This is a genomic window from Agriterribacter humi, assembly GCF_009192765.1.
Classification (GTDB): domain Bacteria; phylum Bacteroidota; class Bacteroidia; order Chitinophagales; family Chitinophagaceae; genus Agriterribacter; species Agriterribacter humi.
On sequence record NZ_VOHQ01000011.1, the window covers coordinates 42,414 to 64,171 of the forward strand.

Consider the following 21,758-nt stretch of genomic DNA (forward strand, 5'->3'; position numbering starts at 1 on the left):
AGTTATTTTATTTGAGGGAGAATTTTATACCTGCATATACTCCCCAGTTGTTTAAATCTTTTGCATCTCCGTATGTATAAGGCATGAAATTGTATTTAGCGCCTGCCGTAAATGCTGATGCGCCATGTTTGCTAAAGGGTATCATGATGCCTGCTTCGGGGGAAGCGGCAAAATAAATGCCCGATTTGCCGCTCGCAAACTCACCCAGGTATTGGTTATACGATACAAAATTACCGCCTGCACCAACGCCTATATATGGTTGTACTATGCCTGAAGGTGCCAGGTTGAATCTTCCCTTTATCATTACGGGCACTGTTTGTATGGAATTGGTAAGCACTGCTGAAACGGAGCCGCCTTTAGTATCATATACCTGCCGGGGATATTTCTGGTAATAATCTGCAAAGCCTGCTTCAAGCCCCAGCGAAAGTTTATCTGTAACACCATACAATATGTTGGCGTTCCAGCCGCGGAAGGAAGTTTTATTTACAAGGTCCGATTTAAAATTTCTCACAGGAGTATTTACAGCATAATTGATATTCATGGTCAGCTTTTGCTGCTGTGCAAAAACCGGTAATCCCAATCCTGTGCAGACCATAATGATTAAGAATATTTTAAACGATTTCATGACTGTTCATTTTTTTTGTTCAACTGCATGTTTTTTTACTGATTGTTTCTGATGTACGGCGATTGGTCAAATAATGCTTTTACCTGCGAGGCAGCGGTTGACGCATTAAAAATAGCTTCTCCTCTTATCAGCCCGTTCCACACGCCTTCAATTTTTTTGTCGTTGCCCGCGTCTTTCAGATCAACCATATCTACCGATAACGCGCCTTCGCGTATCTGGTATACCGCGTAGGAAGCATAAGGGAAATAATAGTCATAGCCGCCATAGCCCCAGTAATAAGGATCCCAATAGCTGTTGTAATAACCCCAGTACGAAGGATAGCTGATTACACCTGTTTGATTGTTGAATACACTGCTGATATTTATGCCAAGATCGGGATGCTCATCTTTTGTTACCAGTTGATACCCGCGCTCCTGCATATTATCTTTTAGGGCTTGTATAAAGGCGGCATCTGTTTCTGTTAATGTCTTTTTTTGAAGCGCCCCATTACTCACTACGGCCACGGAATCTGAAATACTATATGTTTTGAAAGAGCCAAAATGTACAGTGCTGTCGTAGTTGGTAATATAAATCCGGCTTTCTTCATTGGTCATATTTTTTAAGGGGTCTTTCGTGCAACCACCCAGCAGCCCGATGCATACCACACCTGCTGCAAATGCCAGGTATATTTTATTTTGTTTCATAGTTTATGCTGTTTTTCAATATACAGACGTTGTTAAGAATGTAATGTTTAATCATTAATAACTGGTATTAACAATGCCCTAACATTGCTTTTGGTGGCCGAAGTTTGGGTGTAGTAACATTTCATTTATCTGTTGTATTTATTTGAATATCGAAACAGGTATAATTACCTTCTTTATTCTTCCTGTAATAGTTTCTACTTAGCTATTCCTTGCTGAAATGCAGATTCGTTCTATTTTTTTGATTTATTTGCGGATACATATGGAAGTTGTTTTGTTTTTATGTAATTTCCTTACGTTAAGCGAAGTTGAAATGAATACTACAGGTACACACTTTTTATTGTTACATTAAATGCAATTATTTACAGGAAAAATATTGCTTTTAATACTTTTTTTCATAGCTGCTACAGTGGCTGTGGCCGTATATTTTTCTATACTGCAGTCAACGGAAGTAAACAAAACTTTCTTAAATATTTCCGTTTCGCAAAATGTACTGTATCACACACAAAAATTGCTTTCCGCCACCAAACAAAATGAAAGTGCGGTACAGGAATATATTTTAACAGGAAATGAAAGTGTTCTTAATTCCCTGCCGGAAATTTATGCTGCTGTTAAAAACGAATATGAGCAACTGGCAGTTTTTACCAAAAGCAATCCCCTCCAGCGTAAAAAAATGGATTCGCTTTCTTCTTATATTCAAATTGGACATTTATGGTCTGATAGCATAGTAGCTATGCGCCGCAACCAGGGGCAGGCCGAAGCAGCGCAATGGATAACCAGCGATACGGTAAAAAACCTGGTAAGCAAAACCAATGAACTTATAGCTGGTATTGAAATGGAAGGGCAAAAGCTGCTGGAGTTAAGGCAGGAGAACAATGCAGTTGCTATGGCGGGGTTCAAAAAAACCTGGTATATAGTAATAGCCCTGCTGATGGTGCTTATAATTATGCTTACCCAAAAGTTAAGAATTGACGTGCTGATAGGTAAAAAAGCAAATGCGGCAATGCAGTACAATGCATTGCTGATGGAACATATTAAGGATGCCGTTATTTCTACGGATAAGAATTTTGCCATAGTAAGCTGGAACCGGAGAGCAGAAAAGCTTTCGGGCTGGAGCGAAGATGAAATGCGGGGAAAAAATCTTGTTAAGATCGTAAAACCTGTGTACAGGGAAGAAGGTACTGAATCTGTTGTTGTAAAAGAGCTGCTAAAAAATGAATCCTGGGAGGGAGAAACCAGTTTTCAAAAAAGGAATGGTGAGCAGGCTACCGTGCTGGTTTCGGCTGCGATTATAAAAGATTACAATGGCAGGCTGAAAGGAATTGTAGCTATTATAAGAGACATCAGCGCGCAAAAACAGTTGGAAGCACAGTTAACAAAATTTAATTCGGAATTGGGCAAACAGGTGGAAGACCGCACATTGGAAGTAAAACGCGTAGTGGATCAATTGCTGGGATCAGAAAAGAAATACAAGCTATTATTTGAGCACAACCCTTTGCCTATGTGGATGATTACCATGCCCGACATGAATATTACAGATGTTAACGATGCAGCGGTACATCATTATGGTTACGCAAGGCACGAATTTTTAAACCTGAACTTGCGGGATATACATCCCCAGTCGGATGTGAACGCTTTTCTCCGCTATATGAAGGAACAATCTTCGGGTTATCATAATGCAGGTGTTTGGCGCCAGTATAAAAAAAACCGTAACATCATTTTTGTTGAAATATATGCTTACAGCATGAAACTGGAAGGCAGGGATATAAGGCTGGTTTTGTCTCATGATATTACTCAAAAAATCGAAGCCGAAAAAAAGCTTAAACAATCGCTCGGACAAATACGGATGCTTACCGGGCACCTGCAGGAAGTGAGGGAAGAAGAACGCAAAAATATTGCCAGAGACATTCATGACGAACTGGGGCAACAGCTCACTATTTTAAAAATGGATGTGGCATGGATTATAAAAAAATTGCAAAATCCAGACGAAATTTTAATAGCCCAGTTAAAGGGATTGCTTGATACTATTGACGGTACGATGAAATCTGTTCGCAGAATGTGTTCGGAGTTGCGTCCGGCCTTATTAGATGATCTTGGGCTGATTGCGGCCATGGAATGGCAGGCGCGTGAGTTTGAAAAGAATACCGGTATTATCGTGGAGTTAACATTACCGGCTGAAGCGCTGATGCTTGTGCCTGAAATTAAAACAGGTTTATTCCGTATATTTCAGGAGTCGCTTACTAATATTGCCCGGCATGCACAAGCACGGGAGGTAAAGGTGAATTTACAGGAAGAAGATAAATCGCTTGTATTAAATATCGGGGATAATGGTAAAGGATTCGATACGTCTATACTGAATGAAAAGAGTACCCTGGGTATCCTGGGGATGGAAGAAAGAAGTTTAATGATGGGTGGAAAATATGTAATTGAAAGCGAACCGGGGAAAGGCACAACGGTAAAAGTAACCGTTCCCGTGAAAAGGAAAAATACGATTATCTAAATCCGAAAACCAGGTATTATGATGAGGATTCTCATTGCTGATGATCATGCTATTGTACGAAGAGGATTAAAACAACTGATTCTTGAAGAATATCCTTCTGCGCAGTTAGCCGGCGCGAAAGATACGGAAGAACTCATGTCCAAACTAATGGAGGAGCCATGGGATATTGTAATCTGTGATCTGAATATGCCCGGGCGAAGCGGGCTGGATGCGCTGCACCAGATCAGGCTGTCTTATCCTTCGCTGCCTGTGCTCATTATGAGCATGTATCCCGAAGATCAGTATGCCCTGCGGGTATTAAAAGCCGGGGCTTCAGGCTATTTGGGTAAGGATAATATACACGAAGATATTATTAAGGCGATACATACTGTTTTGCTGGGCAAAAAATTTATTACCCCTTCAGTAGCCGAGAAATTAGCCCAGGCCTTTGGATCCAAAAACCAGGAACTCAACCTCCACGAAAAACTTTCAGACCGGGAGTTTGATGTGTTTAAACTCCTGGCTGGGGGCAAGGCTGTTTCAGATATTGCAGAACAACTTTCATTGAGCGTTACTACGGTAAGCACCTACCGGGCACGCGTACTCGAAAAAATGAACATGAAATCAAACGCAGATCTTACACGCTATGCGCTCAACAATAGCCTTATCTGATTTTAATAAAGTGTGAGGTATGGGGTATAAGGTATAAGGCATCAGCCCTCAGCTATCAGCAATACCTCTCACCGCTGACTTCTCACTATTCACCATTCACTACTCACCACTGACTACTCACCACTGTAGTAGTTTGTCTACAAATTTTCGGCTTTTCACTCTACACCTCAACCCGGAATAGTTGCCTAATTTTCTCCCCGCGCTAAAGCCCGCGTACACCGTATGCTCAGGATATTAATTGCAGATGATCACGAATTTATCCGTAAAGGACTTAAACAGATACTTACGGAAGAATATCCTGATGTATATATAGGGGAGGCAGAAGATACGGGAACCTTACTGTCAATGGTTTTTTCGGAACCCTGGAACCTGGTGGTATCAGATATTTCCATGCCGGGTGGAGGAGGGCTGGAGGCGCTGAACAGTATTAAACAGCAATTGCCCGAAATGCCTGTGCTGGTATTGAGCATTTATCCTGAAGATCAGTTTGCGCTGCGCGTATTGCTTGCCGGCGCTTCCGGTTACCTTAATAAAGATTCTGCACCTGAAACACTTTTAAAAGCCGTGAAAGATATTCTCGCCGGTAAAAAATACATTACTCCTGCTGCCAAAGGGTTTACCCAGCGGGGTGATAATGATAAAAAGTAACACTGCAATACCCCTTTTATTACAAATTTTTTTCTCTGAATAACTGCATAACCTGCCTCGAAAAAGCAAAATCGAACTTCCGTTTTCCGGTAAAAAGAAACCGTTCCATTGTGGAACGGCTTCTTTTTGAAATACCCGTGTGCAACTCTACAAACAGGTTTACAGTAACAATATCCTTTGCTTCATTTAGTATCCGTCATTCTGGGTCAGTTTATCATTGATCAGAATTTGCGCAGCCGGAATGGGGAGAATGTATTCGGTGGCTTCGTATATATAATCCAAGTTATTAAAGGCCACACCGCCTCTTGGAACAGTAGGATGCGCTTTTTCTTCCGCACCATGCGCGTTCATAAAAGTGGCGAGTTCCGCAGGCGTCATTGTTCGGGTTAAATCAAACCAGCGGTGGTTTTCAAATGCCAGCTCTACTCTTCTTTCTTTGAGCACGGCGGTTCTGAAAGCATCTTTGCCCAGGCCGTTCAGCGGATCAAGTCCTGCCCTGTCGCGCACCTCATTAAGGTAGCCTTCTGCTTCTGTGGAAGGTCCTGTAGCCTCATTAATAGCTTCAGCCAGCATAAGTAATACATCAGCATACCTGTAAATCGGCCAATTATCATTGGTGCGACCGGCAATCGTATGCGGGTGATTGAATTTGTTAACATACGGAACAGGATAAAATACTCCATCTTTCGTATACCCTGTTTTTAAAGAAACATCTTTACGCAAATCGCCTGCTTCGTAAGCAGCGATCATATTATTCGTGGGAATATTGCGCCCGTTTAATCCTTGTCCGGAAAAGCCTACTATGGCATTACCTGATTCTCTTGGTGCAAATACATACATGAAATTACTGTTTTCGCCAAGGTCGTTATCGCCCTGGTACTGGATCTCAAAAACGGATTCTGCATTGTTCTTCAATGTTGGGCTGAAAACATCTGCGTAATCAGGCATCAAACTATAGCCCATCGGTAATATATCCTTCAATGCACTCACTGCTTCAGGATATTTTTTTACAGTGAGGTACATTTCTCCCAGCATAGTAAGAGCGGATCCTTTGGTAGCACGACCTCTTTTTGCTCCAGCCTGATCTGCCTTAGTAGGCAGAGCAGCTACCGCTTCTTTAAGATCACTTTCAATCAGCGCATATACTTCTGCTACTGACTGGGTTCTTTCCAGCAGAAAAGCTTCGTCCGGTGTTTTAAATGTGTTTGTTACAAGCACCACATTGCCAAAATAACGCACCAGGTCGAAGTATAAAAAGGCCCGCAGAAATTTTAATTCGCCATCGAGTTCCTTTTTTACAGCATCATCAATTGTTGATTCAGACAATTTCTCAATGCTTAAATTAACATTATATATAGCACTGTAATACCTGTTCCATAAATTAGAAATTTCTCCGTTTCCGGAATTTACAGTAGAGTATTCAAAAGCTTCCCAACCTGCGGCACCACCCCGGTCAGAAGGGTTCATGTCAATGGTGGTGTTATCGGATGTCATTTCTTTAAAAATGTAATTTACATTGGTAATACCCTGCAACTGGCCGTAAACGCCATTAATAGCACGGTTCACCTGGGACTCATCTTTGAAGAATATATCCACACCTATCCGGGTTGGATCTGTTTTGTTCAGAAAATCTTTTTTACACGAAAAAAGAACAGAACAAAAGACTAAGCTGATTATCGGAATTATATATTTCATGTGAAATAGCTTTAAAAGTTAAGTTTAGCGCCTATTGCAAATGTTCTTGGAACCGGGTAGGCCTCGTCATCATTTCCTCCCTGGGTACTACCTCTCTGGCTTACATCCGGGTTATTGCCGGGGTAATTGGTAATCATGAACAAATTGTTGGCGCTTACAAATACGCGAATGTTGTTGACGAATTTTGTTTTGGGAAAATTATATCCAATGGTTACATTCTTCACCCAGCCATAACTTGCATCGTATACATACCTGTTGCTGCTTTCACGCGACCATTTGAAATAACTGGTACCGCCCTGTGCATGTACATCATTGGGGTTGCTGCCCGGATTTTCAGGCGATCTCCACCTGTCTTTGGCCTTGTCCAATACATTAAACACGCCATCCATATTCATGGTAGATGCTTCAATATTCCTGTATACATCGAAACCCTGTGCGCCCATAAACAGCACATTAAAATCAAAACGTTTGTAATCGCCGTCAATATTAAAGCCCCAGGTAAATTTAGGATTAGGATTACCTATCTCTACCATATCTTTGGTGTCGTAGGTAATTTCACCATTTCCATCCGCATCACGGAACTTCATTCCACCTGGAATTACACCATCCTGCTTTGGCGATTTGTCAATTTCTTCCTGCGTATTAAAAATCCCTATCTTATCGTAACCATAGATCATTCCAATGGGTCTGCCAACTTTTTGTACATTATAGCCACCATAAAAGCTACCACTATACAGTATATCATTGGCCCCGTTTATTTCAAGTACTTTGGTTTTGTTGAAGGCGATGTTAAATCCTGTTCTTAAATTCACTTCACCAATATGCTCACGGTAATTGATAGCCAGTTCCACTCCCCTGTTCTGTACCTTTCCTATATTGGTTAAACTGGTGGTAAAACCGGAGATAGCAGGTATGCTAACCGATAATAACATGTCGTTGGTCTGTTTATTATAGTATTCGGCGGTTACAGTTACTTTGTTACTAAAGATTGAAAGATCCATACCAATATTAACCTGGTCAGACTTTTCCCATTGCAGTGCGGAATTTGCAAATGCACTCACTACTGCGCCAGGTGCAAATGAATTGTTGAGAATATAATTATTTGCGCTTAGGAATGAGAGGCTACTATAATTTCCGATGTCATTGTTACCTGTTTTACCATAACTCGCTCTTAATTTCAGGTCAGATAGCCAGTTAATACCAGACATAAATTCTTCTCCACTTATTCTCCATCCTACAGAAGCTGAAGGAAAGTCCCCGTATTTATTCTGAAGTCCGAACCGGGAACTGCCTTCCCTGCGGAAAGAGGCAGACAATAAATATTTGTCTTTATAGGCATAGTTAGCTCTTGCTATATAGGCCAGTAAACTCCATCCATATTCCGCAGAACTGGAAGAGCGTATGGCTCCCGCATTCAGGAAAGGCGTAAGATCGTCCGGGAAAGTATTGGCATCCCCCCTGATATTTTTCACTGTCTCTTCCTGTGCGGTAAAACCAGCTAAAAAGTCTAACTGGTGATCATCGCCAATGTTAGGCGCATAGGTAAGCAACTGGTCAGCAGAATAGTTGAGCAGCCTGTCGTTTATTTCAATCGCGCTTGCTGTTTGCGGAGGGGCGCCGGATGTTCCGGTAGTGAGGCCTCTTCCAATGGTAGATGGTTTGTACTCCTTATACGTATTGTAGTTTAACCGGATGTTTACAGAAGATCGGAATTTCAGGTTTTTTAATATCGCAACCTCAATATAAGCATTGGACAGCACATCGGCTATATCTCTTTTCTTGGAGTAATTCTCCAACAGGAAAAGTGGGCTGGGATATGCGAATACCCCATCCTTGCCCCCAATAAAGGGTCTTATTTTTCCATTTTCATCATAAGCGGGTTCCCTGGGATCTATCAGGTAGCTTGAGCCTACGATGGCATCGCGCCCGTCTGTACTTGCCTGGTTTTGCCGGGTATAGCTTCCGTTAACATTCAACCCTAATGTTATAAAATTTCTGACCTTACCGGATATATTGGCACGCGCAGAAAAGCGGTCATAATCGGTAACTTTAAGCGCACCCTCTTCCTTATAATAACCTACAGATAACAGCGAATTAACATCGCCTTTGCCCGAGGACAGGGTGAGGTTTACATCAGTATAAGGCGCATTATTATTTAATATTTCATTAAACCAATTGGTAGAATATTTGGTTTGTTCCGGGTAACGGTAACCTTCAGGAACTTCATCAATAGAAGGTTCTCTATGTTCGAGGATGCGGATTTTATCCATGAATACGTCTTTCTTAAACTGGGCGAATTCCGGCCCGTTCAATACTTTTATTCTTCTTGATTTTGGAACATTCTGTATCCCGTAATCAACCGACAGGTTTAAGTTTGTCTGTCCTGCCTTCGCGCTTTTTGTGGTAATCAATACCACACCATTGGATCCGCGGGCGCCATAAATGGCTGTGGCGGATGCATCTTTTAAAATAGAGATGCTTTGAATATCATTAGGGTTAAGGTTTTGCCCTACACTGGTACCTACTGCAAACCCGTCAATAACATATAAAGGGGAACTTCCTGCTCCCAGGGAACCGATGCCTCTTATTCTTACTTCAAATTCTCCGCCGGGAGTTCCGTTTCTTTGCGTGGCAACCACGCCAGGCGCCTGCCCCTGTATCATTTGTGTTACATTTCTCGAAGGCAGTTCACCCAGGTCGTCAATGTTAACACTGGATACCGCTGCTGTAATATCTCTTTTCCGTTGAGAACCGTAACCTACTACTACTACTTCTTCCAATCCTTTGTCTGCTGCAATAAGCCTTATGGTAAGGCTGGTATTGCTGCTTACCTTTACTTCGCTTTCCTGGAAACCAACAGAACTAAAAACCAGCGTAGCGCCCTGTGGCGCTGTGATACTAAAATTTCCTGCCTCGTCGGTTGTTGTTCCATTTTGTGTACTTTTAACCGTTACGGTTACGCCCGATAAAGCGCTTCCGTTTGATGCGGCAACAACCTTACCCGAAATGGTAAGATTTTGCTGGGCGAAGAGGGCGGCACTGAACAGTACGGCCACAATAAACGCCATCATGTGCTTACCTCCATAGGAGGTGTGTAGATGCATTTTAATCATAATAGTTGTTTTGATGTTTAATAATTGATAGAGGCAATACGGAGAACGATTTGATTTTGCATTATTTGTATTAAATGATGTTACGTGAATGGAAGAGAAAGTGAAAAAAAGGAGTATAGATAATTGTTTGCTGATACGCTATACAAAGGGATACTGGTAATTGCGGGCGGCGTTTTAATTAACCCAATACCCGCAGGCATCGTTAATGCCAGAGTTGTTTTCATTTGCAAGTTTTTCGTTATTCACAATAATTTTTCCCACACAAGGATGAATCCTTAAATCCTGGCCGAATTAATTATTTTACAGTTAAAATTAATTACATAATTCCGCACCTTCATCCTGTACTCACCTGTCGGAGAAAAGAAATTCCAATACTGTTTTTATTTTTAGTGTAAAAATGTAAACTTCTCCGTCATGTTTCTCTTTCTTAAATAACGGCATCAGGATTAGTTCGCCGCATTAATATACCTGTACAAGTTGCTAAAAGCCGCAATTGTTTTTCCACTTAATGACCTTTCGGGATACAGATTCTTTCATTTTTTACCTGAACCAAACATAAAGAAATTAAATTTAATTAAACAATTTTAAATAAAATAAAAGTATTTGAAAGTTAATGCTGTGTAAACAGGCATAAATTTTAAAAGCTTTTGAAATCATAGAACTTAGATAAAAACGCCATTGGTTGTTAAACGAGGGAGCATAGATCCCTGGTTATTGCACGAGGCGTGCCTTATGTTGTGTGTAAATATTTACAACCTTTTTTTCAACAGCAGAGCAAAATAAAATTGCTTTGTATGCTATACCAAACATATTACAGGTAATAATTTTTACATTAAGAGGTGTGGCAAAATACAGCTTACTGTTAATGTTTTTTTGTGTGGTAAGCTATAGTGTATTTTTGCGCCGTTGTTACACGCCAAATACATTTGTTGTTCATGCTTACCGGTATACCACCCTTACGTATTTATAAAGCCTGCCTGGAGAAAGATCCATTGCTGCTGCATGTAATGGAAGTTTCGGAAAAAACATGGAAAACCCATTCTAATTACCTGAGCATTGTATGGATAAAAAGGGGAGAAGGCATGATTGAAACAGATTTCTTAAGAACAAAATATTTCCCCGATAGCATTTATTGCTTCAATAACTACCAGGCTTTTTCCCTGTTTCCGCAGCATACTACCAGCGTTGAACTGCTGTTGTTTCATCCTAATTTTTTTTGTATTGAAACCTACCAGCATGAAGTGGGCTGCAACGGTGTTTTATTTAATGAGGTGTATCACGCTACGCCTGTTATGGTACAGCAGGAAGATGCAGATGATTTAACACAATTGCTCAACAATATCCGGCAGGAAAAGGATTGGGAAAACGCTGCAACAAGAGAGCTGGTGTTTTCTTATCTCAAAATTTTCCTGGTAAAATTAACCCGCCTTAAAACCATACAAAAAGTACCTGCGGCTTCACCAAAAAGCGTATCGGTAAATGCAGAACGGCTGGTAACCCTGATCAATGAGAATTTTATAACACAGCATAAGCCTTCTTTTTACGCCAATGCCATGCACCTTAGTGTAAAAGCATTGGGTAATTATTGCAGGCTGTATTTTAAAAAAAGCATCTCTGTTTTAATTAATGAGAAATTATTGTTGAAGGCCAAATGGGAACTGCTGCATACCAATAACCAGGTTAAATCAATAGCGGATTCGCTATGCTTTAAAGATGAATATTATTTCAGCCGGTTTTTTAAAAAGCATATTGGAATATCTCCAAAATATTTCAGGGAAGCGGAGTGGCAGATGCGCAAAGGGTACCTGGCTATTCCTGAAGAGATGGACAAAACTATTGTTTAACTTTGCAATAGCCTTATTTACGGAATGAGCGTAAAGCTGAATCCGGTAGCATGGAAAAACGATATATATGAAAATATCATGTTGTAAAGCAGGACGGAGCAGGACATGCGATAATGCAGTAAAATGTAATTTGCCTTAAAATAAAGTTGGGGTGGAGTGATATTTTTTTACCATTATGTTAAACGTGAATTGCCGCCTTGCAGTGAGATGAATGATTACAAACCTTTGAGGAAATACAGTTTACTATTATTGAATAAAAGCAACGATTGAATATTCAAGATCATGAAGCGAAAGAATGCCATAAAGAAGAAAACAACCCGCTTTCTTACAACCCGCAACATAGGATTAGCCTTTTTATTGCTCCTTATAGCCGCAATTATAAATCCTGTTATCGGTAAGGATACAGAAATTGCCGCCGGCACACCTTTTTGGGTTTGGTCTTTCCTGGGAAGATTGCACCCTTTAGTAGTGCATTTTCCGATCGGACTGCTGGTTGTGGCCTGGTTGATGGAATTATTGGTTTGGAAAAGGAAGTCGAATGATTTTGGCCCGGCCATCAGGGTATTAATGGTTATTGGAACCATTTCATCGGTTATCGCTGTTGTATTCGGCCTGTTGTTAATTAATACAGAAGAATACGGCGGAGATATATTGCCTGTTCACCAGTGGACGGGTATTGCTACTATGGTATTGGCAGCCATCACCACTTATACCTATTTCCGGAAATCGCGGCGTATGCAAAAGCTGTTGCTTACGCTAACAGTGGCAGGTGTAACGGTTGCCGGTCATTATGGTGCATCATTAACGCATGGTGAAGATTACCTCACAAGCGTATTGCCCTCTGCCCAACCGGATGTTGCCGCTAATCAGCCCACATTTGTGTTGGCCAATCAAACAGGTCCTTTAAATGAAACGCAGGTACAGGAACTGAACCTGCAAATCCGTTCCATTTTTGCGCATAGCTGCACCAATTGTCATGGGGAGGCTAAGCAAAAGGGTGATTTAAGACTTGATTCAAAAGAAGCGATTTTAAAAGGAGGAGAAGATGGTCCTGTGCTTGTAGCCGGTGATCCGGAAAAAAGTGAATTGATCAGGAGAATTAAATTGCCCCGTAATCATAAGGAGGCCATGCCATCCAAAGGAAAGGGGTTAACTCCACAGGAGATAGCCACCATTGAATATTGGGTTAAACAAGGTGCTCCATGGCCTACCGGCGAATTAAAAAGTATTTTCCGTGTAGCAGCATTAGAGCCCCGCATGCCTGAGATTCCCGCCGCAACCGGCGACATAGTAAGCCCGGTTGATCTTTTTGTAAACGACTATTTTAAAAAACATAAGGTTGAATGGAACAAAAAGGTAGATGACCGCACTTATATACGCAGGGTATATCTGGATGTAATAGGGTTGGTGCCTGCCGCAGATACCATAGATGCTTTTATAAACGATACGCGTCCCGATAAACGTGAAATATTAGTAAGCAACCTGCTCAGCCGTAATAGCGACTACGCCCAGCATTGGCTTACTTTCTGGAATGATGCCTTACGCAACGACTACAGCGGAACGGGTTATATAACAGGCGGACGTTACGACATTACAGAGTGGTTGTACAGCTCCCTGCGGGATAATAAGCCGTATAATATTTTTGTAAAAGAGTTGATCAGTCCTACTGAAAAATCAAAAGGCTTTATAGCCGGTATTAAATGGAGGGGAACTATTAATGCCAGCCAGCGAACAGAAATGCAGGCGGCCCAAAATGTGTCTCAGGTTTTCCTTGGGCTCAATTTAAAATGCGCTTCCTGCCATAATAGTTTTGTGAGCGACTGGAAATTAGAAGACGCATATGCCTTTGCCAATGTATTTGCCGATAGTGCGCTGGAGATTAACCGCTGCGATAAACCCACCGGTAAAATGGCTCCCACCCGTATGCTGTACAAAGAGTTGGGGGAAATAGATTCCAATGCTGTTACACAGGACAAACTAAAGCAATTGGCCGAATACCTGGTGCAGCCTAAAGACGGCAGATTATACCGTACCCTGGTTAACCGTGTGTGGGCGCAATTGATGGGACGTGGTATTGTGGAACCTGTGGATGTAATGGATAATGAACCCTGGAGCCAGGACCTGCTGGACTGGCTGGCATCCGACTTTGTGGCAACAGGGCACGATGTGAAAAAGCTCATCTATAAAATACTAACTTCAAAAACCTATCAACTGCCATCGGTAGGCATAAAAGAAGCTGAATTAATTGTTGCACCCGATTATGTATTTACCGGTATGTTACGCAGACGGTTAACCGCAGAACAGTTTACCGATGCGGTAAGCAAGGCTATTCAACCGGTTTATGGCGATAGCGCTATCGTATATAAATTATTGCCGGAAGATGTTAAGACAGATATTCGTTTTCCACGGGCATCGCTCGTTAAAAATGATCCTTACCTTACAGCGCTGGGCCGTCCTAACCGCGAAACCGTTTCCACCAGCCGCCTCTCGCAGGCCAATTTGCTGCAGGCGCTTGAGCTTACCAATGGCGACCGGTTCAACAATGCAGTAAAACGAGCCGCTGTAAAATGGAAACAGGAATATCCGGATGCGGAAAAAATGGTAACTGAAATTTACAGGAGTACATTGGGAAGGCCGCCAGCTTCCGATGAGGAGTCGGTTGCGCTGAAAGTACTGGGCCAAACGCCTACTGAGGCTGCCGTGCAGGACTTTTTGTGGGCTATGACATTACATCCCGAATTTCAGTTGATCTATTAGTAAAGCAATTTAAGTACGCCATTTAAAATAGTCAGATCATGAAAGCCAATTGGAACAGAAGAGATTTTATTAAAAAATCCAGTGCAGCCACGCTTGCAGCTTTGGCGGCAGGTGCGCCAGTAGCGGGCCTGCTGAGCGGATGTGGCAAAGGAAAAAAAATTGCTGCTAATACTTCTGCCGACACCGTAATATTATTGTGGTTAGCCGGTGGAATGGCGCATACAGAAACTTTTGATCCCAAAAGATACACGCCCTATGAAAATGGGCTGGAAGGCAACCGCGTGCTGAGCACATTCAAGTCTTTCCCTACTGCTTTAGATGGCATCCAGTTTTCTGATGGGCTGCAATCCATAGGCAGTGTAATGGATAAGGGCACTTTGATCAGGTCGTACGTTGCAGCCGATATGGGGCATATTCTCCATTCCAGGCATCAATACCACTGGCATACCTGTTACGAACCGCCTCAAACGGTTGCCGCGCCGCATATTGGCGCATGGATCGCTAAAGAATTAGGTCCCAAAAACCAGGTGATCCCGGCCTTTATTGATATCGGACAACGGATGACCGTTGGCGAATCCGAAGAATTAAAAGCTTTTCATACTGCCGGGTTTTTAGGCAATGAATTTGGCCCGTTTTTAATCCCCGACCCCAGCCAGGGGCTGGAAAGTGTACGCCCTCCTGTAGGCATGGATGCCAGGCGTTTTGAACGACGCAACCAGTTGTACAATGATCTGATCAGCAAAAGCGCTATAGGCGACCTGGGAAGCGATTACCAGAAAGAATCGCTTAAAAGATCCATGGAGCAGGCCTATATGCTGCTCAATTCGCCGGAGGCAAAGGCATTCGATCTGAGTTTAGAACCCAAAGAAGTGTACGATGTGTATAATACCGGCCGTTTTGGTTTGGGCTGTTTGCTGGCAAGGCGGCTTACCGAACAAGGCGCAAGGTTTATAAGCGTTACCACCGAATACGAGCCTTTTAAAGGATTTGATACCCATGAGAACGGTCATACCCGCATGGTGGATATGAAAAAAATGGTAGACGGACCTATTGCCCAACTGGTTAAAGACCTGGATAAGAGCGGCCACCTTGATCGTACCATGATCATTGTAGCCAGCGAGTTCAGCAGGGATATGATGGTGGAAGGACGGCCCGATGCCAAAGTAAAGGAACAGGTAAACCAGCCTGATATTTTGAACGACATGAAATTTTACGGTATGCACCGCCACTTTACAGATGGCTGTTCCATACTGATGTTTGGCGGTGGCATCAAAAAAGGATTTGTATATGGTAAAACGGCCGATGAACGCCCATGCAAAACAATTGAGAATCCCATAAAAATAGACCAGATCCATCAAACCATTTACCACGCCCTGGGCATTCCGCCCGATACCAACTACGTAGTGGAAAAAAGGCCTTTTTATACTACGCCCGATGGCGATGGTAAGATAGCAAAGGAGTTGCTGATAAAAGTGTAGGGGTTACAAGTTGCAGGGTACAGGTTACAGGGACAGGTTGCAAGTTATCTACATGTTCATGTGCAGGTACTGGCTTGTCCGGGTAATTGATGAAGGCAGACTTTCGGAATGGGTGTGTCAGCTCAAAGGGGTAAGCGCCCGTGAAAGGCCGGATTGATGCATTACGGGCAGGCGCCAGGAGCCTCCACAATTTCTTTAAGGATACATTTATTCAAACTTTACTTCAGGTAGCGCATTTACAATATCTACTGTTTGCACACTTACATTGATGATGCTTAAAAGCAGGTCGGGAATATAGCGTGGATTACCCACTTCTGCCGCCCAGTCATTGGGATTGTTGGTGATGCCGCTTTCTTTGTGTGTGGTTACCTGGTAGCGCTCCATGATCCATTCAATGGCGGATTTGCCGTTTACCACATATTCGTAGGCCTTTGCAGGAATGTTGGAAACCGTGATCCGGCTGTTGTAAATGATGGTATCCTTCTGACCTTTTTTAGGAAAGCGCATTTTCTTTACCGTATAAAGCCCCTCCAAAGAGGAGAGCGCATCTTCCTCAACTTTTACATCAGGATGAGGGGGTACTGTTTCATAATTCAAATGCAGCTCCGCCAATTGCCTGCCTGCTTTGCTGAATGCCCAGAAATCTTTTACTGACTCTACCAATGGCAACCGAGGCAGCATTTTCTTTAAATCGTTGGCAAAGGTTTCCCGGTATTGTTTGCTTTGCAGGAAGCCGTATACATAATAAAAAATATCTTCCCTGGTTACGTTCTTTCCGTACTGTTTTTTGGCTCTTTCAAAAATGAAATCACTAATGGCATCCCTGCGGGTATATTGTTGGTCGTTGTCTTCGTCAAATAATCCTTTTTGGATGGAATTGTTTTTTTCGTAGTAGTAGAGTGGGAAGCACTGACCATTAAACTGCATTTGTCGATCTGGAATACAGTTTGTAAGAATTGTCGAAAAATCTTTTGTTCCTCCTGATCCAGAAATACAAATTAATAGATTCTTTGAATCGTCTGTAGGAATTAATGATGGCAATTGATAACGACTCCAATTAAGATTTTTATTAAAATACAAATTCTGTTTAAAAAAGGGACGATATAATCCAATTCTTAATGATTGAGCTTCATAATTTAATTTCCGAAGTTTTATGGCTTCTTCCATTAAACCTTGATCCCACTTAATTCTTTTCGGATCTTTTGATACTATTGTATCAATTTTCGTATTCGTATTTATTTTTAGCGTCTCAGCGAGTTTGTCCACTTCGCCATTATAGTAGTCAATCAATGCTGTTACTTGTAACTTTAGCTTATTGAGTGAAAAAGAATAAACCCAAGACTCTCTATTAGTAATTACACCAGCAGAGTATTTAATGAAAATAGTTTTTTTATCGTGTTTTTTGTCCCCAAGTGAAATAAATGACTCAAATAAATTATTACGCATACTTATCCAGTCTCCATGTTCATTTGGTGTTAAATGCACCAATTGTAAATTGGAACTGAGAAAAGATTTATAATTTTTGATAATTTGTAGCTTTTCTTCTCTTCCCAAATAGCCACCAATATCATGATAATGTATAGTTGCCTTGTTTTTAACAGACGCAGGATTTTTTACCAACAATGTTATAGCTATAGGAGTGCGTGAACCACTACCAAATATTTTACCACCTTCTTTTCTACTCAATTCTCCGCTGGTACGTTGGTTTCCTCTTAAATTAAAAGCATATATGGATGTAAACTCTTTTTCAATAGATTTTCTAAAACCATCGGTGGCTTGACCATCAATCCAGGAACCATTTGAAACAAAACAAATAATACCTCCATTCTTGTCTAACCTGTCAGTACTCCATCGAAATGCTTTTATATAAGCATCATAAACTGCCCTTTTCATCGATTTCGTTTCTGCAGCATAAGTACTACCAATCCTTGTGTCCAATTTTGGATAAATTTGATTCTGAGCATCGTCATGAAAATCCTTCTGCCCTACTGAATATGGCGGATTCCCCATAATAATTTTCAATGGAGCTTTTTTTTGCCGCTGCACTCTTTCCGAATTTTGAGGGAACATTTCAGAAAATAGCTTTTCGCTGTCTTCCGTTTCACCCAGTTGAAAGGTATCGGTTAAACAAATTCCCTGGAATGCTTTATAACTGTCATTCATATCTTCCGGAGGAGCATCAGAAAGAATGATGTCATGATATGCATTTTCAATATTTACGGCTGCAATGTAATAGGCCAATAAAACAATTTCGTTACAATGAATTTCATGGTTGTATTTGCGCTCCATATCTTCTTTCCTGATCAGTCCGCTTTGCAATAAGCGTGTAATGAATGTGCCGGTACCCGTAAAGGGGTCAAGGATATGTATGTTTTCATCAGAGATGCTACGGTTAAATTCTTTTTGTAAAATATCGCTCACAGAATGAATAATGAAGTCCACTACTTCAATGGGCGTATAAACAATGCCCAGCCTTTCCACCATTTTTGGGAAAGCGGTTTTAAAGAACCTGTCGTATAATTCAATAATGATGCGCTGCTTTCCTTCCGCATTGTCAATACCGGAGGCCCTTGTTTTTACGGATGCATAAAACTTTTCAAGAACCAGAGCATCTTTTTCCAGCGATTGCTCTTCCAGTAAGTCCAGCATCTTTTGCATAGACTGGCTTACCGGGTTGTTCCGTACAAATGAATAATTTTCAAACAGGGCGTCAAATACAGGCCGTGTAATGATATGCTGCGAAAGCATTTCGTTGGCTTCCGCCTGTGTAATGGAAGTATTGATGTTTTTATGCAGCCCTTTTAAAAAATTGTCAAATGCCTGGTGATGCCTGCTGTCTTCATTAATGATCCTTGTTATCCGCTCTGTTTGCCGTTGTGCAATTTCGGCTACTGACTTTGCCCATTGTTCCCAATACCTGCGGTCGCCTACTTTTTGCACCAGCCTTGCAAACATTACGTTTTGCAGTTGCTCAAACTGCAAGCTCATTTGCTGGCTGATGCTCCTGGTATTATAAGGCGCTTCATCTTCGTTTACCATAGACGGCATACCATCATCATCAAAAGTATATTCAGGTCTGCCAACAAGGATATTGTTCGGTTTGCGTTTATTAAGCTCTATTTTATTGATCGTTGCATTAAAACGGTCGTCATGTGCACGGAGTGCGTTCAGCACGGTCCATACCACCTTATAGCGGGCGTTATCATCCAGTGCACTTGCGGCATCTACATCGGATGGAACAACAACCGGTATAATGATATAACCATATTTTTTCCCCGGCGCCTTTCGCATAACACGGCCAACGGATTGCACCACATCCACCTGTGAATTGCGTGCCGAAAGGAACATTACCGCATCAAGAGATGGCACATCCACACCTTCGCTCAGACAACGCACGTTGGTAAGCACACGGCATTCATTGCCATCGCTGTCTGCTTTCAACCAGCTTAATAATTCATCTCTTTGAGGGGCAGCCATCGTACCATCAATATGTTTGGATGCCACCGATACCATTTGCTCCTTTTTTTGATATGGTAATGCGTCAAGATAAACATCTGCGGTGCTGTTGTAGGCATCGGTAATTTTTTTTGAAACTGCAATGCTGGAACAGAATGCAACCGCCTTACGCATAGGTTCGGGGTCGGTAGATTGTATTATTCCTTCATCACCGAGAATTTGTTTTGACAACGCATTGATGCAGCCGATAAGCTTTGAAGCGTCATCAGTATTGATCTCACTTTTTTTATCAGCAATGATTTCCTGCACGGCAGGCGGTATATCTTTATCACTAAGGGTAAGGATCAGCACTTTGTAATCGCTGAGCAAATTTTTTTCTACCGCTTCGCCAAAACCTATCCGGTAAATCTCTTTTCCGTATAACCGCTCATCATCCATTGAGCATAAAACCGCCTCCGCCTGTGCAGCTTTGCTTTTTGTATCATCGTTGTACAGGCGTGGGGTGGCAGTCATGTACAGCCGCTTCCTGGCTTTGATGAAATGATTATCATGCACTTTGGTAAAGGCAGATTCATCTTCATCGTATAGGGTTACACCTGTGGTTCTGTGCGCTTCGTCACAAATGATCAAATCAAATTCGCCAAACCCGTTCTTGATGATCTCTTTTTGCGCTTCGGCTATTACTTTAATGGACTGATAGGTGGAAAACACTACCGTCATTCCCGCCGGGGGATTGGTCCGGATATGGTTGAATTGTCGGATGATATCCCCCTTGTTGGTGGAGGCGGGTAAAGCCAGGTCTACAACACTGAAATTATCACTATCATCATTCTCCGTTTTCTTTTTGGTGATTTCCGGGTCTGAACAGATACAAATGGCATGGATCGGCTCATTGGCATCTGAGGACCACTCCCTGAGCGTTTGCCCTAATAAAGCAATGGAAGGAACTAAAAATAAAACCAGCCCTTTGCCATTGGTTTCGTTTTCAGCAATACGTAACGAATTCAAAGTTTTACCGGTTCCGCAAGCCATAATAAGCTGGCCGCGGTCGGCAGTTTTGAAATATTGGTGTGTACTATTGAGCGCTTCTTTCTGGTGTGGGCGCAGCGATTTTTTAGGTGTGCGGGAAGCGTCGCCATGAATACCTTTATCTAATTTTTCCCAGTCAACCGGCGCTTCCTGTAAATCGTGAAGATTCAGCCTGGTTACGGCAGGGTGCTGGTTCCGGATGGCTTCTGTTGCGTTCGGCCCCCATTTGTTGCTTGTTGAGATCCAAAGCCGGTGGGAGAAACCGACTGTCTGCAAGTCTTCACTTTTGAACTTCCTGCCCGATGTGGACAGAAAGCTGTCAACTGCAGGTTTGTCAATCACTGCGTTTTCCTGGAAGCATTTGCATTGTATTGCCCAGTAATCACCATCAAGCGTTTGAGCAACCAGGTCAATGCCTGTGTCGCTTCCGCCCAAATCATTCCTGCCATGAAATTCATTCCATAGCCAAACCTTTTTCAAACGGTTCGCATACTGAGGATCGGTAAGCAGGTATGCCTGCATCAATCTTTCAAATCGTTCGCCTTTATCTTTCTCTGAAAAAGAGATAGTACGGTATTTGTCAAGCAGTGTATTAAAAGTCATTCGAATTGTTGATGTGGGATTTGGCTTATGGGATTTCGTTCAGTTACAATTTGTGTCGTAAAAGAGCAAAAATATACTTTAAAGATAATTTATCAACTTTAAAGAAATATAAAGGTTATTAAAGGAAAAAATCTGTGCTTACCTGAAAGGAAATTTGTGAGGTGAAGTACAAAATAGGATACCGGATAAGAAAGCTGCGGGAAAGCAAAGATTATAGCCAGCAAAATATGGCGGGCGAATTAGGCATTTCTACCAGCGCTTATTCCAAAATAGAAACAGGCAAAACTGATCCTTCTATCGGAAGGGTTGAGGAAATAGCAGAAATTCTTGAAGTAGATGTCTCCTATTTTTTCCAGGAGCAGAACATCGAAAGTAAAGTAGAAGATCCTAATAAAGCTTACGGTTTTGCCACTAAAAGTGATATTGAAGAATTGATGTCACTGATTGATGGCTTAAAGCGGGAAATTGAAAATTTAAAAGCGCGCTTTCAAAATCTTACAACTGCCAAAAGAAAGAAGAGATAAAGACTTTACTCAGATTTTCGTGGGACATTTATCTCCCGCGGATTTCCGCGGATTTGTTTTCAGCGTTCATCTTCGGGATACTATTCCACCTCGGGATATGCCATTCCATTAAGTCTGTTTTAGCCGAAAGCATTCATTTTACAGAAATTCAGTAA

12 protein-coding genes are annotated in these 21,758 nt (G+C 41.9%); 7 read left to right on the forward strand and 5 right to left on the reverse strand.

The window, feature by feature from the left end; all coding sequences use genetic code 11:
* Positions 1–7 precede the first annotated feature (7 nt).
* The gene (locus tag FRX45_RS17080) at positions 8–625 is read right to left on the reverse strand and encodes an outer membrane beta-barrel protein (RefSeq protein WP_152269670.1); all 618 of its coding nucleotides are present in this window, start codon (positions 623–625) and stop codon (positions 8–10) included.
* 35 nt (positions 626–660) lie between these two features.
* A complete protein-coding gene (locus tag FRX45_RS17085; protein ID WP_152269671.1) occupies positions 661–1,308 on the reverse strand; it encodes a DUF4136 domain-containing protein in 648 nt (215 codons plus the stop codon).
* 349 nt (positions 1,309–1,657) lie between these two features.
* Here FRX45_RS17085 and FRX45_RS17090 point away from each other — a divergent pair, with 349 nt between their 5' ends.
* From FRX45_RS17090 to FRX45_RS17100, 3 genes are all read left to right on the forward strand, one after another.
* On the forward strand, positions 1,658–3,805 hold the full coding sequence (locus FRX45_RS17090) for a PAS domain S-box protein (protein ID WP_152269672.1): 2,148 nt from the start codon (positions 1,658–1,660) through the stop codon (positions 3,803–3,805).
* 18 nt (positions 3,806–3,823) lie between these two features.
* Positions 3,824–4,456: a response regulator gene (locus FRX45_RS17095; protein WP_152269673.1), complete on the forward strand. Its 633-nt coding sequence runs from the start codon at positions 3,824–3,826 to the stop codon at positions 4,454–4,456.
* 222 nt (positions 4,457–4,678) lie between these two features.
* On the forward strand, positions 4,679–5,104 hold the full coding sequence (locus FRX45_RS17100) for a response regulator (protein WP_152269674.1): 426 nt from the start codon (positions 4,679–4,681) through the stop codon (positions 5,102–5,104).
* A 186-nt stretch (positions 5,105–5,290) separates the two neighbouring features.
* Here the strand turns inward: FRX45_RS17100 and FRX45_RS17105 are convergent, their stop codons facing one another.
* Both FRX45_RS17105 and FRX45_RS17110 read right to left on the reverse strand, forming a co-directional pair.
* Positions 5,291–6,799 (reverse strand): RagB/SusD family nutrient uptake outer membrane protein, encoded by a 1,509-nt coding sequence (locus FRX45_RS17105; RefSeq protein WP_152269675.1) that lies wholly within the window; start codon positions 6,797–6,799, stop codon positions 5,291–5,293.
* 11 nt (positions 6,800–6,810) lie between these two features.
* On the reverse strand, positions 6,811–9,912 hold the full coding sequence (locus FRX45_RS17110) for a SusC/RagA family TonB-linked outer membrane protein (protein ID WP_152269676.1): 3,102 nt from the start codon (positions 9,910–9,912) through the stop codon (positions 6,811–6,813).
* 935 nt (positions 9,913–10,847) lie between these two features.
* Here FRX45_RS17110 and FRX45_RS17115 point away from each other — a divergent pair.
* From FRX45_RS17115 to FRX45_RS17125, 3 genes are all read left to right on the forward strand, one after another.
* On the forward strand, positions 10,848–11,756 hold the full coding sequence (locus FRX45_RS17115) for a helix-turn-helix domain-containing protein (RefSeq protein ID WP_152269677.1): 909 nt from the start codon (positions 10,848–10,850) through the stop codon (positions 11,754–11,756).
* Positions 11,757–12,038: 282 nt separating this feature from the next.
* A complete protein-coding gene (locus FRX45_RS17120; protein ID WP_193311749.1) occupies positions 12,039–14,513 on the forward strand; it encodes a DUF1549 domain-containing protein in 2,475 nt (824 codons plus the stop codon).
* Between the two features lie 38 nt (positions 14,514–14,551).
* Positions 14,552–15,991, forward strand: a complete 1,440-nt coding sequence (locus tag FRX45_RS17125) for a DUF1501 domain-containing protein (protein ID WP_152269678.1) — start codon at positions 14,552–14,554, stop codon at positions 15,989–15,991.
* A gap of 207 nt (positions 15,992–16,198) precedes the next feature.
* Here FRX45_RS17125 and FRX45_RS17130 read toward each other — a convergent pair whose 3' ends face one another.
* The gene (locus FRX45_RS17130; RefSeq protein WP_152269679.1) at positions 16,199–21,079 is read right to left on the reverse strand and encodes a DEAD/DEAH box helicase; all 4,881 of its coding nucleotides are present in this window, start codon (positions 21,077–21,079) and stop codon (positions 16,199–16,201) included.
* A gap of 161 nt (positions 21,080–21,240) precedes the next feature.
* Between FRX45_RS17130 and FRX45_RS17135 the strand changes: the two genes are divergently transcribed.
* Entirely contained in the window at positions 21,241–21,603 is a 363-nt protein-coding gene (locus FRX45_RS17135; RefSeq protein WP_193311750.1) for a helix-turn-helix domain-containing protein, read from the forward strand.
* Positions 21,604–21,758: the final 155 nt, after the last annotated feature.

Excerpts from the sequence above, each read along its gene's own strand:
- FRX45_RS17095 (WP_152269673.1), top strand. The coding sequence starts at position 3,824 with ATGATGAGGATTCTCATTGCTGATGATCATGCTATTGTACGAAGAGGA.
- FRX45_RS17130 (WP_152269679.1), bottom strand. The coding sequence starts at position 21,079 with ATGACTTTTAATACACTGCTTGACAAATACCGTACTATCTCTTTTTCA.
- FRX45_RS17080 (WP_152269670.1), bottom strand. The coding sequence starts at position 625 with ATGAAATCGTTTAAAATATTCTTAATCATTATGGTCTGCACAGGATTG.
- FRX45_RS17085 (WP_152269671.1), bottom strand. The coding sequence starts at position 1,308 with ATGAAACAAAATAAAATATACCTGGCATTTGCAGCAGGTGTGGTATGC.
- FRX45_RS17115 (WP_152269677.1), top strand. The coding sequence starts at position 10,848 with ATGCTTACCGGTATACCACCCTTACGTATTTATAAAGCCTGCCTGGAG.
- FRX45_RS17100 (WP_152269674.1), top strand. The coding sequence starts at position 4,679 with ATGCTCAGGATATTAATTGCAGATGATCACGAATTTATCCGTAAAGGA.
- FRX45_RS17110 (WP_152269676.1), bottom strand. The coding sequence starts at position 9,912 with ATGATTAAAATGCATCTACACACCTCCTATGGAGGTAAGCACATGATG.
- FRX45_RS17090 (WP_152269672.1), top strand. The coding sequence starts at position 1,658 with ATGCAATTATTTACAGGAAAAATATTGCTTTTAATACTTTTTTTCATA.
- FRX45_RS17120 (WP_193311749.1), top strand. The coding sequence starts at position 12,039 with ATGAAGCGAAAGAATGCCATAAAGAAGAAAACAACCCGCTTTCTTACA.
- FRX45_RS17125 (WP_152269678.1), top strand. The coding sequence starts at position 14,552 with ATGAAAGCCAATTGGAACAGAAGAGATTTTATTAAAAAATCCAGTGCA.
- FRX45_RS17105 (WP_152269675.1), bottom strand. The coding sequence starts at position 6,799 with ATGAAATATATAATTCCGATAATCAGCTTAGTCTTTTGTTCTGTTCTT.